Raw genomic sequence first — 16,116 nt, 5'->3', positions numbered from 1 at the left:
TTTATATTATTTTTTTGTAATGCTTATAGATTGCAAGCATCGTGATACTTACAAACAAACCTAAAAGAATAATAATAGTATTAATAGAAAATTCTTCTCTTACCATCCAAGTGTAAGTGCCACTTAATAAAAGAATTCCAATATTTTCATTAAAGTTTTGTACAGCAATAGAGTGGCCTGCACCAATAAGTAAATGGCCTCGATGTTGAAGGAGTGCATTCAATGGAACAATAAAGAATCCACTTAATGCGCCAATCAGTAAAAAGATAAGAGCCGCAATATGCCAATCATGGATCACAACCATAGTCATCACAAAGCCACCCATAAGAATGCCGGCTGGAAGAACTCTCACTGAATCCTTAAGACTGATATAGCGAGCTGCTATGACTGATCCAATGGCAATTCCAAAAGCAACCATAGCCGTTAAGCGTGTTGCCTCTTCTAAATTAAATTGCAATGCATAGCTTGCCCATGCAATGACAATCAATCTTAATGAAGCACCAGCACCCCAGAAGAGGGTGGTCACTGCAAGTGATAACTGACCTTCAGGATCTTTCCATAATACTTTAAATGCATGCCAGAAATCTTTTACCATAAATAGAGGATTCTTTTTTGTCAGTTTATGATCAATAGGAAATAATGGAATGTAACGATTAAAAACAGCCGCAAGCAAATAAAGTCCTGTAATTATAATGATGGCAACAAGAGGATCAAATTGAGCGAGCGCACCCCCAATAATGGACCCTAAAATAATTGCGAAGACTGTTGAACCTTCCATCCATCCATTTGCCATGACAAGTTCTTTAGGCGGCAGAAGCTCAGTCAAAATACCATATTTTGCAGGCGAGTAAGCTGCAGCCCCTACGCCTACAATCGCATATGCATAAAGGGGCTGCATACCCAGCAACATAGATAAGCTCCCAATAAATTTAATAGCATTGGAATAAAACATGACACGACCTTTAGGGTAAGCGTCTGCGATGCCACCTACGAAGGGCGCTAAAATAATATAAGAGATCACAAAAAATTGAAGCAGGAGAGGCTGGTGCCAATGAGGGGAATTGAGTTGTGCGAGTAATGCAATAGCTGCAAATAAAAGCGCATTGTCAGCAAGTGCTGACAAAAACTGTGCAATCAGTAAAGGAACAAAACCTTTTGAAACATTTAGGTTAAAGTGTTTCAGCAGCATAATCAGCTAAGCGAGAGCGTTCACCGCGCACAAGGGTAATGTGACCGTTATGATCCCAACCTTTAAAGCGATCGACGACATAAGTTAAGCCTGAGCTACCTTCAGTTAAATAGGGTGTATCAATTTGCGCAATATTGCCCAGGCATACAACCTTAGTCCCCGGACCTGCCCGCGTAATAAGCGTTTTCATTTGTTTAGGCGTTAAATTTTGTGCTTCATCAATAATGAGATATTTATGAAGGAATGTCCTGCCTCGCATAAAATTAAGTGATTTTACTTTGATACGTGAGCGAATAAGATCCTGTGTCGCAGCTCTTCCCCATTCGCCTGCTTCTTCATCTGTTTTATTAAGTACATCTAAGTTATCTTCTAGTGCGCCCATCCATGGTGTCATCTTTTCTTCCTCAGTACCCGGTAAGAAGCCAATATCTTCGCCTACAGGAACCGTGACACGCGTCATAATAATTTCATTGTAGATTTTTTTATCAAGTGTTTGCGCTAACCCTGCAGCAAGTGTAAGGAGCGTCTTACCTGTACCCGCCTGACCCAGAAGGGTCACAAAATCAATATCAGGATCCATGAGAAGATTTAATGCAAAATTTTGTTCTCGATTTCTAGCGTTAATACCCCAGATATTATGTTTGCCATTAATAAAATCTTTAATGACTTCGAGTGTCGCTGTTTTACCGGTAATTTTTCTAACTATAGCGTGGAAGGGTTTATCGAATTCGTAAAAAATAAATTCATTGACTGAGAAATTAAGACACATAGGTCCTGTCAGCCGATAAAACATTTTTCCATGTTCTTGCCATGATTCCATATCTTTACTGTGCTTCTCCCAAAAATCTTCTGGAAGCTCAGTGATGCCGGTGTAGAGCATCTCGGTATCTTCAAGCACCTTATCATTAAAATAATCTTCAGCAGCAATGCCTAAGGCTCTCGCTTTAATTCGAATATTGATATCTTTACTGACGAGAATGACTTGGCGATCAGGGTGTTCTTTTTTGAGATATGCAACGATCCCTAAAATTTGATTGTCTGCTTTGCTACCAGCGAGCATCGGTAAGTCATGAGGAAGAGCTGTCGTTTGTAAGAAAAGTTTACCTGTGACATGTGTGTTGCCTTTGATACCAAGTGAACGACCCTTTTCTAAACTTTCTTCATTGGTACCTATAATCTCTTCTAAATTGCGACTCGTTTGTCTTGCGTTGCGGGCAACTTCACTGACGCCTTTTTTATTATTGTCTAACTCTTCCAAGGTCACCATAGGAAGGTAAATATCATGTTCTTCAAATCGGAAAATACTTGAAGGGTCGTGCATTAATACATTGGTATCTAATACAAAAAGTTTGGTCGTACTATTTTTTTTGGCCATAGTTACTTAAGAGTTGTGTTGTTTAATAAATTGCAAAACTTCTTTGATGTGACCTTCGACTTTGACGCCTCGCCAAGCCTGAATCAATTTACCATCTGGATCAATTACAAATGTACTTCGTTCAATACCTCTTACCTGTTTACCATACATATTTTTCATTTTTATGACACCGAATAATTCGCATGCTTTTTCTTCCTCATCACTTAAAAGTTCAAAGGGAAATGTAAATTTTGCCTTGAAGTTTTCGTGGGACTTTAATGTGTCGCGAGAAATACCAAATATCTCTGTATCAAGTGCCTGAAATTTTTTATAAGCATCTCTAAAGTCAACGCCTTGCGTTGTACAGCCTGGGGTTGCATCTTTAGGGTAAAAATAAATAACGAGAAAACGACCTTTGTAATCCGATAGATTAAATTGAAGATCACTGGTGCCAGGAAGCTTAAATAAGGGTACTTTTTTATTGATTTCCACGTATCTATATTAAGCGATTTTTAATAAAAAAGTGATGGGATTTTAGAAAAATATTTAAACGTTTAAGGAACTTTCGTGTGAATAAAATTGTAGTGATAAAAACTTAAAAGAGACTATCAAATAATTGAATATCGACCCACATATCTTTTTCTAAATGAGCGAGATCTTCATGAAGTAAAATAAAGCAATTAGCTTCGCTCATGGATCTTAAAATACCCGACCCTTGATCTTTTAAAGGATTTACTTTAAATGTACCTTGATCATCTTGCTCAAAAACGCCTCTTTGAAATTCTGTTCGACCGGGAATTTTTTTAATGGGCCCTAGAAGCTTTGCTTTAATGAGTGGTATTTTAGGGATGGGAGTTTGGCCAGATAAGGACAGAATAGCCTCTCTTACAAATTGATAAAAAGTAACCATCGTCGATACAGGATTTCCCGGAAGCCCAAAATAGTGGCACTGACCAATTTTTCCATAAGCTAGCGGCTTGCCTGGTTTCATAGAGATTTTCCAAAATAAAATTTCACCTATTTTTTTTAAGATGTCTTTCATGAAGTCAGCTTCACCCACAGAAACGCCTCCTGTGGTAACTACAATATCAGCGATGTTGCTGGCCTTGAGCAATGTTTCTTCAATAGCTTTTTTATCGTCAGGGATAACCCCAAAATCGAGCATGTCTACATCAAGACGTTTTAATAAACCAATGAGGCTGTAGCGATTGCTATCATAGACTTGGCCAGGTAGCAAAGATTTACCGAGTGAAATAATTTCGTCGCCCGTAGAAAAAAAAGCTACTTTAATTTTTCGGTAAACTTTAATCGAATCTATACCTAACGAGGCAAGTAGGCCTAAATCGCAAGGCTCTAGGAACCGGCCATTTTGAAATACGGTTTGCCCCCTTTTAATATCTTCGCCCGTACGGCGAATATTTTGATTTGTAAGAGGTTTTGTTTTAAATGTAATAACGCCTTCATAGAGTTCAACATGCTCTTGAGGAATGACAGCATTTAATCCAGAAGGAATTATTGCTCCGGTCATAATGCGCACAGCTCCTTCTATATTTCCGTCTAGTACGTTCCCTGCAAAAAGTTTGCCCGTAACCTTGAGTTTGAAGGGCCCATGATCGTTAAGTAAATCTATATTTATGGCATAACCATCCATTGCTGAATTGTCATGATTAGGCACATTCATTGTTGCTATGATAGGTTCAGCAACTATACGATTGAGCGCATCTTTAATATGTATCGTTTCTTTTTGATCGATGGGATTTAAAAAATTAGCAATCCAAGCTTTGGCTTTTTCAACAGACATCGCATTAGGATCGTAATCATCTACCATGCTGGAGTCCGAAATTAAATCACTTAAATGAATATCTTTTTTCATGAATATGCTTTTTTCAATTCTTCTTGAGTATTTACATTTAAAAATTGCGACTTATCATTAAACTGCACAATTGAAAAAGCTAACTGACGAATCCAGTCTTCAATTTTCCGTCCCCCTTGATTAAAAAAAATCTGAAGATTGTTTAATGTTGATGAGTGACATAAAAGACAAGTTGATTGTAAGCCATCAGAAGTTTCAGGCACCGCAACTAAAGTTTTTTCAGCTTCGACTTCTTTCATTAAGATTGCAATGAGATTGCTTGGTAGATTCGGCGTATCGCAGGGTACAAATTGTATCCAATCAGTTTTGATTGCTTGAAGGCTGGTTAAGATTCCCAAAAGTGGACCCTCCTGAATATCTAATATGTCATCAATGAGAGGTAAATGAAATATTTCAAAATCTTTTTGATTTCGATGTGTGTTGATGACGGTATGTTTTGTCTGAGTCTTCATGCGATCAATGACATGAGTTATTAAAGGTTTGCCTTCAAATAAAACAGTCGCTTTATTTTGAACCTGCATACGTTTTGATTGGCCACCGGCTAAAATGACCACAGTGACAGAGTGATTCACGTGAATTTACCCTCCGGTATGCGACATAAATCGCACTACAGCAGGTTTGGTTGTATCAAGATTAAAGTCGTGCGCTTCTGGTTTGATGGTCATGCTTTCTATAATGGCTTTTTGGATAGGCCAGTCTTCATCTGGATACTGACGTAAAAGAGGCATAAGCTCAATCTTTTCTTCCTGTCCTAAGCATAAAAATAATTCGCCCTTAGATGAAACCCTAACGCGATTGCATGTGTCGCAAAAATTATGGCTGTGAGGAGAGATAAAACCAATCTTAGTAGATTGATTTGCAATTTGCCAATATTTAGCAGGGCCACCAGAGGAGAAAGTGGTAGGGATTAAATTAAAATGAACCTGTAATTTTTTTAAGACTTCGTTATTGCTGATGAAAGTATCTTTTCTTTTATGGTCAATATCACCCAAAGGCATTTCTTCAATAAAAGAAATATCCATCTTTTTATGTAACGCAAAGTTAACTAAATCGATTGCTTCGTGATCATTGATACCTTTCATTAAAACGGTATTAAGTTTGAGATTCGAAAAACCTTCTTTGATAGCCTCATCAATACCAAGCATCACTTTATTTAAGTCGCCCGTGCGCGTGATTTTTTTGAAAAGAACGGGGTCAAGACTATCAAGGCTAATATTGATACGTTTAACCTGAGACATTTTGAGCATATGCGCATGCTGTGCTAACTGACTGCCATTAGTTGTTATGACAATTTCTTTTAGAGGTTGAATAGTTGATATTTCATGAAAAAGCCAGGAAATATTTTTTCTAACTAAGGGCTCTCCGCCTGTGATTCGCACTTTTGTGACGCCAAGAGAAGCGAATATTCTTATAATTCTTGCAGACTCTTCGAGTGAGAGAACTTCATCGCGAGGCAAAAATTTCATATCCTCGCTCATACAATACACACATCGAAAATCGCATCGATCGGTAATGGATAAACGAAGATAATTAATCTTTCGATTAAATTGATCTATTAATCTAAGAGGAGGAATATTCTGCGACGACAATTTAATCAGGCCAATTGAACTTCGACTAAACAATCATGAGACGTTGGTGAGTTTCCCATGTCACCAAAAGCATTGGAACTCACTGAATTGACAACCCCATTATTTAACTGTCTCCAGTAACCTAAGGTTGTAACTACGATACCTTTATTAACGTCAGTCGTTACTTTCGATACAGCTTCAAAAAAGCCTCGATCATTAAAGACTTTGGCTCGATCACCATGTTTAATACCTCTTTCTTCGGCATCCAGTGGATGAATCATCACAAACTGTTCTCCTTGAGCCTTAAGTTTATTTTCAATATTGGCATAACTCGAATTAATGAAGCCATGACTTTTTGGCGCCAAAATATTTAATGGATATTTTTTAGCTAAGGCAGGATTTGCTGATGCTGTTTCTTTTGAGGGTACATAATCAGGTAATTCAGGAATATCATCGCCTGGCTGAAAAGCCTCGTACATTTGTCTGAACGGCCCCGCAACAAAATTCTTAGCCCCAACTATTCTAAATTCACATTTACCGGATGGTGTTGGAAATTTTCCTTCTTTATGAGGAGCTCGATTATCTTTTGTTCCGACATTAATTCTCGCATAACCATTTTTTTTCAAATAGTCTAAATCAATACCCTTGCAGGCTGGTGAATTCCAATCAATATAATGTTCAAGACATTCACTGTCAGACCATTTAAAACATTCTTCTTTAAAACCAAATCTTTTAGCAAGACGTCTAAAAATTTCATAATTTGGTACTGCTTCACCTGGGGACTCAATACATTTTGTATTGTAGGTGAGGTATAAATGACCCCAAGATAAAATGATATCTTCTTGTTCTGCTCCCATGGATGCGGGAAGAAGAATATCGGCATAGGCAGCAGTATCAGAAATAAAATGCTCTGCAGAGACAAGAAATAGATCTTCGCGCTTCAAGCCCTCTAATATTTTTTCGCTTTCTGTTGATTGCGTCACAGGGTTTGTGTTCCAACACATCATTGACTTGATAGGCACTTTGAGTTTTTGCTCACCTGTTAAAACGCGTCCTAGCTGAAGATTATTAACCACCTGTGTTCCTTCAGGAATTAAGTCAGGCCTGCAAATTACATCAAATTTGTAAGGCTGTTCCCATACTGGGAATTGAAGGATGCCCCCACCGACATGACGCCAAGCTCCAGTCAGAGCAGGAAGGGATGCAACGGCCCTAATGGCCTGACCGCCGCCCCAGCTTTTTTCAAGAGCTACACCAATTCTGATAGCGGATGGTTGGGTCGATGCATATTCTCTGGCTAATTTTCGAATATCATTCGCTAAGACGCCTGTGATTTCTTCTGCCCACTCAGGGCTCCTTTTTTTTGCTAATTCTGCTAATTCAGGGAAGCCCACTGTGTATTTATCTACATAATCCTGATCAACCAATCCTTCTTCAATAATGACATGCATCATTGCCATCGCCAAAGCACCGTCAGTTCCAGGCTTAGGACAGATATGCCAATCTGCTTCTTTAGCAGTTCTTGAAGCATAAGCGTCAATGACTACAACCTTCGAGCCTTTTTTTTGCGCTTCTTTGACAATATGCCAATGATGGATATTGGTGCTTACTGAATTACAAGCCCAAATAATAATAAATTTAGAATGAATAAAGCTCTCTGGGTCTACACCCGCAGTGGGGCCAAGAGTTAGCAACCAAGCCGTGGCCGAACCCTCCCCACAGAATGTTCTTTCAGTCACAGTTGCTCCTAATCGGGCAAAGAAAGAGTCCCCTCCGTTCATGCCATGCACCAAACCTTGATTGCCTAAGTAGCTGTTGGGCATAATAGCTTCCGAACCAAATTCTTTGATAATGGATTGCCATTTATCAGTTATGGTATCAAGCGCTTCATCCCAGGAAATTCTTTGAAATTGTTTTGTTCCCTTCGGACCAATTCGTTTCATAGGGTATAGAAGGCGATCTGGATGGTAGTGACGTTTTTCATAATCTTGAAGTTTTACACACAGTCCGCCACGCGTCATTGGATGATCCACATTGCCCTTGACGCCTATGAGTTTACTGTCTTGTACCTCATAAACCATTGAGCAAGTGTCAGGACAGTCATGAGGACAGCCCCCATGAAAATATGTGCTTTCTTTTTGTGTTTCCATCTTTCAGCTCCTCAATCATGAAATTATTTAAGTGAAAAACATCTTGGTAATTTATAATACTATTATCTGCTATTGAAGCAAGCGTTCAGGAAAAAATCTGGAGATATTTTTGGAAGACTTTGTCTTAAATCCTCAGGACTATAAGATCATTAATCAGCATATTTTGCAGTATCAATTTATGCCTGGCGCTTTATTGCCCCTTTTACATGCTATCCAGGACGACTTAGGGTTTGTGCCAGAAATCGCCTACCCTTTAATTTCCAGCGCACTTAGTTTGTCAGTTGCAGAAGTCCATGGTGTTGTGACTTTTTACCATCATTTTAGATCGAACAAACCCGGCCGTCATATCCTGCAAGTTTGTCGCGCAGAATCTTGCCAGGCAATGGGAAGTGAGATGCTTGAATTGCATATTAAAAAGCATCTTGGTATTGATTTTCATGAAACCACATCTGATGGCGCAATTACCTTAGAACCCATTTATTGTTTAGGGAACTGTGCATGCTCTCCTTCAGTGATGATCGATGAAGAGGTTTATGGACGCGTAGATAGTAAAAAAATAGATCAACTTATTTCAGATTTAAAGCGCGCATCATGAGTATTAAAATTTTTATATCGAAAGATTCCGCAGCATTATCCCTTGGCGCAGATCAAGTTGCAGCAGCGATAGCAAAAGAAGCCCAAGCTAGAAAACTAGATATTCAAATCGTACGAAATAGTTCACGTGGATTATTTTGGTTAGAAACATTGGTTGAAGTGGAAACAGTTCAAGGTCGCATAGGTTTTGGCCCTATCAATCCAAATGATGTGAAATCACTATTTGACGCAGATTTTATTAAAGGCGCTAAGCATCCTCTTGCATTAGGTCTTGTATCAGAAATCGATTGGTTAAAAAAACAAGAACGCTTAACTTTTGCACGCATGGGTATCACTGAACCCACTAACATTGATCAATACATTGAGCATGACGGATTCGAAGGTTTAAAAAATGCACTGAATTTAGATCCACAAGCGATTGTTCAGACAGTGACAGATTCTGGTTTGCGAGGCCGAGGTGGCGCTGCTTTTCCGACGGGTATTAAATGGAAAACAGTTTTAGATGCCAAAGCGACACAAAAATATATTGTCTGTAATGCAGATGAAGGTGATTCTGGAACCTATTCAGATCGGATGATTATGGAAGGCGATCCTTTCGTACTCATTGAAGGGATGATCATTGCAGGCCTTGCAGTAGGTGCTTCACAAGGTTATATCTATTTACGTTCTGAATATCCTCACGCATTAAAAACTTTAAATGAAGCTATAGAAAAAGCTAAAAGCGCAGGTTATTTAGGCGATGATGTTTTAAAGAGTGGTCATACATTCCATTTAGAAGTCAGACGTGCAGCAGGCGCATATATTTGTGGCGAAGAAACTTCGCTGCTAGAAAGTTTGGAAGGCAAAAGAGGACTGGTTAGATTTAAACCACCCCTCCCTGCAATCGAAGGTTTATTCGGTAAGCCTACCGCAGTCAATAACGTGATTTCATTAGCCACTGTTCCGATTATTTTGGCGAAGGGTGCTAAGTATTACCAAGATTTTGGTATGGGCAAATCTCGAGGCACACTTCCTATTCAGCTCGCCGGTAATTTAAAAAGGACAGGGCTTGTTGAAAAAGCTTTTGGTGTCACCTTAAGAGAACTTTTATATGATTTTGGTGGGGGGTCTTTATCAGGCAAGCCAATTAAAGCGGTGCAAGTTGGCGGACCTTTGGGCGCTTATTTGCCCGAGTCTCAATTTGATACGCCACTCGACTATGAAAAATTTTCTGAAATTTGGGCCATTTTAGGCCATGGCGGTATTGTAGCGTTTGACGAGACAGTCAATATGGCAAAGATGGCGCGTTATGCCTTTGATTTTTGTGCAATTGAATCTTGCGGAAAATGTACCCCTTGTCGCGTAGGTTCCACTCGTGGCGTGGAAGTGATGGACCATATTCTCGCGGGTAAAGATGTTGAAAAACATACCACATTAATTCGAGACCTTTCAGACACGATGTTTAATGGCTCTTTATGTGCGTTAGGCGGGATGACGCCCTACCCTGTGTTAAGTGCTTTAAATCATTTCCCTAAAGACTTTGGGGTTGATGTAAAAGAGACCAAGGCATAGACTAACAGGCTGATTTAATGATTTATTTCGAGACAATATATGGATGATGTAAAAGATTTTGGAACGCCCAAAAGAACTTCAGACAAGACTATTCAGTTAACCATTGATGGCGTATCTGTCTCGGTGCCTGAAGGGACGTCCATCATGCATGCAGCCTCTATTTCAGGGGTCACTGTGCCTAAGTTATGTGCTACAGACAACCTGGAACCCTTTGGCTCATGTCGTCTTTGCTTGGTCGAAATTGAAGGTCGTCGCGGTTATCCAGCCTCATGCACTACGCCGGTCGCTGAAGGTATTAGGGTACGTACACAAACGCCTAAACTTGCTGATATTAGACGCGGTGTTATGGAACTCTATATTTCAGACCATCCCTTGGATTGTTTAACTTGTGCAACAAATGGTGACTGTGAACTTCAAGACATGGCAGGCGCTGTCGGTTTAAGAGATGTACGTTATGGCTACGAAGGTAAAAATCATTTAAAGAGCGAAAAAGATACTTCGAATCCATATTTTACTTTTGATCCGTCTAAATGCATTGTATGTTCAAGATGTGTTAGAGCGTGTGAAGAAGTTCAAGGTACTTATGCCCTCACCATTCAAGGTCGAGGTTTTGATTCCAAAGTATCAGCCGGTAATAAAGATTTTAAAGATTCAGAATGCGTCTCATGCGGTGCATGTGTGCAAGCGTGCCCAACGGCAACCCTCATTGAAAATACGATTATCGAAGCAGGCGTTCCAGAACATAGCGTCACCACAACTTGCGCATACTGCGGTGTAGGCTGTTCATTTCATGCTGAAATGAAAGGCGAAGAAGTAGTTCGTATGACACCCAATAAAGATGGCGGTGCCAATCATGGACATTCGTGTGTTAAGGGAAGATTTGCTTGGGGATACGCGACACATAAAGATCGCATTACGACACCTATGATTCGTAAAAGTATTCATGATCCTTGGGAAAAAGTCACATGGGATGTTGCTATAAATTATGCAGCAAGTGAAATGCAGCGTATCCAAAAGAAATATGGACGTGATTCAGTGGGTGCTATCTCATCTTCACGTTGTACGAATGAAGAAGTTTATGTAGTACAAAAATTAGTCCGTGCAGCATTAGGTAATAATAATATTGATACTTGCGCACGTGTATGTCATTCACCTACAGGTTACGGACTTAAGCAAACACTTGGCGAGTCTGCAGGTACGCAAAATTTTGATTCAGTTATGCATTCAGATGTGATTATGATTATTGGAGCTAACCCAACAGATGGCCATCCTGTATTTGCATCACAAATGAAAAGACGCTTAAGAGAAGGTGCCAAGCTTATCATTGTTGATCCTCGCGCTATTGATCTTGTCGATAGCTCGCCTCACATTAAAGCTGACTATCATTTAAAACTTAAGCCTGGTTCCAACGTTGCTATCGTGAATGCATTAGCTCACACGATTGTCACTGAAAAACTCATGGATGATTCTTTCATTAAATCGCGTTGTGAAGACGATGCATTTAAAGCATGGAAAGATTTTATTATTAAGCCTGAAAATTCACCTGAAGCGATGAGTGAATTTACTGGTGTGGATGCTAAAGATGTAAGAGATGCTGCAAAACTTTTTGCTAAAGGTGGAAATGCTGCGATTTATTATGGATTAGGCGTAACTGAACATAGCCAAGGTTCAACGATGGTTATGGGCATTGCTAATCTTGCTATGTTGACTGGTAACATTGGCCGAGAGGGTGTAGGAGTTAACCCTTTAAGAGGACAAAATAATGTTCAAGGTGCTTGCGACATGGGATCGTTTCCTCATGAATTCCCAGGTTACCGACATGTATCTGATAAAGCGACTTTGGCTCTATTTGAAAAAGCATGGGATGTTAAATTACAAAATGAACCCGGTTTAAGAATTCCTAATATGTTAGATGTCGCGATCGAAGGACAATTTAAAGCGCTGTATTGTGAAGGTGAAGACATCGCACAATCAGATCCTAATACGCAGCATGTAACACATGCATTGGAGTCGATGGAGTGTGTCATTGTGCAAGATTTATTTTTAAATGAAACTGCGATGTATGCGCACGTATTCTTACCAGGCTCTTCATTCTTAGAAAAGAATGGCACATTTACAAATGCTGAAAGACGTATTTCTAGAGTGAGAAAAGTAATGTCCCCTAAGAATGGATATGAAGATTGGGAGATCACACAGATGCTTTCTAATGCGCTAGGTTACAAAATGGACTATAGCCACGCATCAGACATCATGGATGAGATTGCAAATCTCACCCCGACATTTAGCGGTGTGAGTTATAAGAAGTTAGATGAATTAGGAAGTATTCAATGGCCTTGTAATGATGTGCATCCTCTCGGTACACCGACAATGCATATTGATGAATTCGTGCGCGGCAAAGGTAAATTTATTATTACTGAATATGTGCCCACTTCAGAAAAAGTGACGCCGAAATATCCGCTTATTCTAACGACGGGCAGAATACTCTCTCAATATAATGTAGGTGCTCAGACAAGAAGAACGAAAAATACAGCGTGGCATGAAGAAGATTTAGTTGAAATTCATCCACATGATGCTGAAGAAAGAGCTATTAAATCAGGCGATTGGGTTGGTGTTGTGAGCCGATCAGGCGAGACTGTATTAAGGGCTCAAATTACAGACCGTGTTCAACCTGGCGTGATTTACACTACATTCCATCATCCTGAATCAGGTGCTAACGTCATCACGACGGATAATTCAGATTGGGCAACAAACTGCCCTGAATTTAAAGTGACAGCCGTGCAGGTAAATAAAGTGACACAATTATCTGATTGGCAAAAACAATACCAACATTTTAGTGAAGAGCAAATTGAATTTGCAGGTAAATCTAAAGAATTAAAAATTCATTAGATTTAACAAGTGGCACAAGATCTTTTTATTGACACAGAACATAGTTTTAAGACTTATGAAGTCTTAAAAAGTAATGCAAAAGCAATGGAAAAAGATGACATTGCGGAAGAAGTGCCGATTGCATTCGTCTATAACGGCATATCACATGCCGTGATGCTAGCCTCCCCCTCAGACCTTGAAGATTTTGCTTTAGGGTTTTCTTTTTCAGAAGGCATTGTTGAAAATAAAAGTGATATTTATGGTATTGAAGTCATTCATCAGCCAAAGGGTATTGAACTTCAAATTGAAATTGCATCAGCGCGTTTCCAAATATTAAAAGATAAACGTAGAAATCTTCTTGGTCGAACTGGGTGTGGTTTATGTGGTGCTGAAAATTTAGATCAAGCCTTAAGACTACCTGAAAAAAAGATAGATAACACTTTAACCATTAAAGAGAGTGCAATAATAAAAGCACTCGACACGCTTCATGCAACTCAATCGCTCCAAAAAAAAACAGGTGCCACACATGCATGCGCATGGGCAAATGAGCAGGGCGAAATTCAATTGGTACGTGAAGATGTAGGCCGACATAATGCTTTAGATAAGCTAATTGGAGCCCTTCAAAAGAAAAGCTTTAATGATAAAGGCTTTGTGATTACTACAAGTCGTGCGAGTTATGAGATGGTTCAAAAAACAGTGATGTTAGGCGCATCAACTCTGATTGCAATATCAGCCCCCACGGGACTTGCGATTCGATCTGCATTAAAATATGGGCTATGTTTGATTGGCTTTGCAAGAGCTCCTCATTATGTGATTTATACTTATACTGAAAGAGTTACAAAAAATTAATTATGAATATTGATCAGCTTGTCACGATGGCTAACCAAATTGGTTCTTTTTTTAAATCCTATCCGGACCAAGGAAAAGCGAAAGAAGAGATTGCAAATCATCTAACTAAATTTTGGGCACCACCTATGCGTAATCAAATTAAAGAACATGTCGCAAAAAATGCGGGAAAAGGTCTAGAAGTGATTGTGATTGATGCAATCCAAAAGCATCTTTGAGTTTTTACTCTTTATAAAATAATTTGTAATTATTTTTATCGCCCGGCTGTCTCTCATTCCAAACCAATTTCCAATTCTCACTAATCGGCGGAAGATCTTTTTTGTGCAATTGATAAATAAGTAAATAATTACAATTGCCTCGGTCACCTTCTCTGGTCGACTTTATATTTAAGTAATAATCAATCAAATCAATTTGTGCGTTATTGATGTTGTGTGTCGTGAGACAAGTTTTATCTTGCATTACTTTCCCCATAGATAAAAAAAGTGGACTGAAATCTTTTTTATGATTAATCCAGGGAAGCCATAAAGCCATAAGGAGCGCCCAACTCACAGTGAGACCAATAGACCAATTCGTAGTGCATGAGCGATTTGTAATTCTTGTTTTAACCAAAGAAAAAATCCAAACCAGCGTCAAAAGTATCGCAATAATTAAAATAAAAATGTTGAAATGTGACTCGTTGGTTTGTGCTAAAAATTGCATACGCTCATATGTTTTTTTAGGAAAGCCTGTGAGCATGGCATTCCAGCCTAGCCAAATAAGGAAAAGAATGGTTGAAAATAAAATGATGCCAAACCAGTTAAGTGCGCTTGCAGCACCTCTTCTTAAATTTTCAATACTACCTGCTGCAATTGTTGATAGCGGAATTAGAAATGGCATTAAGAATGCTTGGTTTGTTTTCGCACAAGAAGCAGTAAGAATAAATGTAGATACAAAAAAGATAATTGGTAATTGAAATTTAGGTTGAGACCATATCTTGCCTCTAAATTTCCATAGGCCCCAGATTGCAAGAGGGAGAGCTGGCCAAGTAAACCAGGAAAGATTTTTCATATAAAAAATATAATTTTGTACTGGAAATAATTTGAAATGGTTAATCCATTTCATAAATATGTCGTGTTGATTCCACCATAGAAGTGTTGGCCATATAATTAAAAAAGGCAGGCTCACAAGAAGACTTAAACTTAGAACTAGAGCATAGCGACGTGTTCGCCATAATTGAAAAAGTGTAGGTAAGAGAAGAGCTGAAAGTATAGGAATAAGAAGCGGTACAATCCCGCCTGATAAAAAGCTCACGCCCAAACCAAAACCTAAAAGTATGGCGGATCTAAAAGGGCGTCTTTTAGAAAGGGCTAAGCCATAAAATGCCATGGTGAGGCCTGTTAATGTTGCAATACCAGGCATGAGCGTATGCACATTAAATATGAGGCCCACTGACCCTATAAAAATGAGAGCCGCTTGTCTTCCAAAGCCGATGCCCCATAACTCTCGATTCAGCATACCTATCATCAGAATGGTAAGCCCCATCCACAAAGCATTGATCATCCTGCTCGCGTCATGAAGGGAAATTAAAGGTGTGAAAAGTTTGCCAAAGATGGCCCCTGTCCAATAGTAAAGGGGTGGATTGATAAGTGTATCTTCACTGGCAGCCAGAGGTGCCAATAAATGACCATTCAGTACTGCATGAATCGCACTGATACTTTGTGTTTCATAGCCCTTCCAAGGCGCATGGCCAAAGAGCCCTGCAAATACCCAAATAATACATAAAACGACAAAAGAATGAATTTTGGCACGCTCACCCAAACGACTTCTAGGGGTGGCCATATTATCTTGCCAGTCGTGTTCAAGTTGAAATCGCATATTTTAAAAAAAAAGGCAGCCTATGCTGCCTTTTGATATAAGAATGAATCCTTACATGCCATATTTTTGTTTGAATTTCTCAACACGGCCTGCAGTATCTAAAATCTTTTGTTTACCTGTATAGAAAGGATGGCATTGTGAGCAAACTTCAATGTTCATGTCTTTTCCAACTGTTGATTGTGTTTTAAATTTATTACCACAGCTACATGTGATATTAATTTCAGAGTAATTTGGGTGTGTATCAGCTTTCATAATTTTTCCAACTTTGATTC

General features: G+C 39.1%; 14 protein-coding genes. 5 read left to right on the top strand and 9 right to left on the bottom strand.

The features are described from left to right. Position 1 precedes the first annotated feature (1 nt). From lplT to FIT63_RS05740, 7 genes are all read right to left on the bottom strand, one after another. Positions 2 to 1,189 (bottom strand): lysophospholipid transporter LplT, encoded by a 1,188-nt coding sequence (lplT, locus tag FIT63_RS05770; RefSeq protein WP_140006955.1) that lies wholly within the window; start codon positions 1,187 to 1,189, stop codon positions 2 to 4. Next, the gene (locus FIT63_RS05765; RefSeq protein ID WP_140006954.1) at positions 1,170 to 2,564 is read right to left on the bottom strand and encodes a PhoH family protein; all 1,395 of its coding nucleotides are present in this window, start codon (positions 2,562 to 2,564) and stop codon (positions 1,170 to 1,172) included. The genes lplT and FIT63_RS05765 overlap by 20 nt, the downstream gene beginning before the upstream one ends. Before the next feature lie 6 nt (positions 2,565 to 2,570). Continuing rightward, complete coding sequence (locus FIT63_RS05760) at positions 2,571 to 3,035, bottom strand: peroxiredoxin (protein WP_189342285.1); 465 nt, start codon at positions 3,033 to 3,035, stop codon at positions 2,571 to 2,573. 103 nt (positions 3,036 to 3,138) lie between these two features. Then, positions 3,139 to 4,416: a molybdopterin molybdotransferase MoeA gene (moeA, locus tag FIT63_RS05755; protein ID WP_140006953.1), complete on the bottom strand. Its 1,278-nt coding sequence runs from the start codon at positions 4,414 to 4,416 to the stop codon at positions 3,139 to 3,141. Beyond that, a complete protein-coding gene (mobA, locus tag FIT63_RS05750) occupies positions 4,413 to 4,988 on the bottom strand; it encodes a molybdenum cofactor guanylyltransferase MobA (protein WP_140006952.1) in 576 nt (191 codons plus the stop codon). Before mobA ends, moeA begins: the two co-directional genes overlap by 4 nt. A 6-nt stretch (positions 4,989 to 4,994) precedes the next feature. Beyond that, a complete protein-coding gene (gene moaA / locus FIT63_RS05745; RefSeq protein ID WP_140006951.1) occupies positions 4,995 to 6,005 on the bottom strand; it encodes a GTP 3',8-cyclase MoaA in 1,011 nt (336 codons plus the stop codon). 5 nt (positions 6,006 to 6,010) lie between these two features. Beyond that, positions 6,011 to 8,134, bottom strand: coding sequence for a molybdopterin-containing oxidoreductase family protein (locus tag FIT63_RS05740; RefSeq protein ID WP_140006950.1), 2,124 nt, complete (start codon positions 8,132 to 8,134; stop codon positions 6,011 to 6,013). 178 nt (positions 8,135 to 8,312) lie between these two features. On the opposite strand from FIT63_RS05740, the gene FIT63_RS05735 reads away from it, so the two are divergent. Genes FIT63_RS05735 through FIT63_RS05715 form a run of 5 tightly spaced genes read left to right on the top strand, consistent with a single transcriptional unit; the run spans position 8,313 to position 14,208 of the window. Further along, entirely contained in the window at positions 8,313 to 8,729 is a 417-nt protein-coding gene (locus tag FIT63_RS05735) for a formate dehydrogenase subunit gamma (protein WP_140007170.1), read from the top strand. Beyond that, positions 8,726 to 10,279, top strand: a complete 1,554-nt coding sequence (locus FIT63_RS05730; RefSeq protein ID WP_140006949.1) for a formate dehydrogenase beta subunit — start codon at positions 8,726 to 8,728, stop codon at positions 10,277 to 10,279. The genes FIT63_RS05735 and FIT63_RS05730 overlap by 4 nt, the downstream gene beginning before the upstream one ends. A 39-nt stretch (positions 10,280 to 10,318) precedes the next feature. Continuing rightward, positions 10,319 to 13,165, top strand: coding sequence for a formate dehydrogenase subunit alpha (fdhF, locus tag FIT63_RS05725; protein WP_140006948.1), 2,847 nt, complete (start codon positions 10,319 to 10,321; stop codon positions 13,163 to 13,165). 9 nt (positions 13,166 to 13,174) lie between these two features. Further along, positions 13,175 to 13,993, top strand: coding sequence for a formate dehydrogenase accessory sulfurtransferase FdhD (gene fdhD / locus FIT63_RS05720; RefSeq protein WP_223259894.1), 819 nt, complete (start codon positions 13,175 to 13,177; stop codon positions 13,991 to 13,993). 2 nt (positions 13,994 to 13,995) lie between these two features. Further along, the gene (locus FIT63_RS05715; RefSeq protein WP_140005679.1) at positions 13,996 to 14,208 is read left to right on the top strand and encodes a formate dehydrogenase subunit delta; all 213 of its coding nucleotides are present in this window, start codon (positions 13,996 to 13,998) and stop codon (positions 14,206 to 14,208) included. Positions 14,209 to 14,212: 4 nt separating this feature from the next. Here FIT63_RS05715 and FIT63_RS05710 read toward each other — a convergent pair whose 3' ends face one another. Next, positions 14,213 to 15,844 carry an ArnT family glycosyltransferase gene (locus FIT63_RS05710; protein WP_140006947.1) on the bottom strand — a complete coding sequence of 544 codons (1,632 nt, stop codon included), beginning with the start codon at positions 15,842 to 15,844 and terminating at the stop codon, positions 14,213 to 14,215. Positions 15,845 to 15,895: 51 nt separating this feature from the next. Then, complete coding sequence (rpmE, locus tag FIT63_RS05705) at positions 15,896 to 16,096, bottom strand: 50S ribosomal protein L31 (RefSeq protein WP_046488793.1); 201 nt, start codon at positions 16,094 to 16,096, stop codon at positions 15,896 to 15,898. Positions 16,097 to 16,116: the final 20 nt, after the last annotated feature.

This window comes from Candidatus Methylopumilus planktonicus (assembly GCF_006364715.1).
GTDB lineage: Bacteria > Pseudomonadota > Gammaproteobacteria > Burkholderiales > Methylophilaceae > Methylopumilus > Methylopumilus planktonicus_A.
Note: the sequence above shows the minus strand (reverse complement) of the source record. Positions and strands in the feature narration are given on the sequence as shown.

Coding starts and splice junctions, on each gene's coding strand:
- FIT63_RS05740 (WP_140006950.1), bottom strand. CDS start 8,134: ATGGAAACACAAAAAGAAAGCACATATTTTCATGGGGGCTGTCCTCAT.
- lplT (WP_140006955.1), bottom strand. CDS start 1,189: ATGCTGCTGAAACACTTTAACCTAAATGTTTCAAAAGGTTTTGTTCCT.
- FIT63_RS05710 (WP_140006947.1), bottom strand. CDS start 15,844: ATGCGATTTCAACTTGAACACGACTGGCAAGATAATATGGCCACCCCT.
- fdhF (WP_140006948.1), top strand. CDS start 10,319: ATGGATGATGTAAAAGATTTTGGAACGCCCAAAAGAACTTCAGACAAG.
- FIT63_RS05730 (WP_140006949.1), top strand. CDS start 8,726: ATGAGTATTAAAATTTTTATATCGAAAGATTCCGCAGCATTATCCCTT.
- FIT63_RS05715 (WP_140005679.1), top strand. CDS start 13,996: ATGAATATTGATCAGCTTGTCACGATGGCTAACCAAATTGGTTCTTTT.
- moeA (WP_140006953.1), bottom strand. CDS start 4,416: ATGAAAAAAGATATTCATTTAAGTGATTTAATTTCGGACTCCAGCATG.
- rpmE (WP_046488793.1), bottom strand. CDS start 16,096: ATGAAAGCTGATACACACCCAAATTACTCTGAAATTAATATCACATGT.
- FIT63_RS05765 (WP_140006954.1), bottom strand. CDS start 2,564: ATGGCCAAAAAAAATAGTACGACCAAACTTTTTGTATTAGATACCAAT.
- FIT63_RS05735 (WP_140007170.1), top strand. CDS start 8,313: ATGCCTGGCGCTTTATTGCCCCTTTTACATGCTATCCAGGACGACTTA.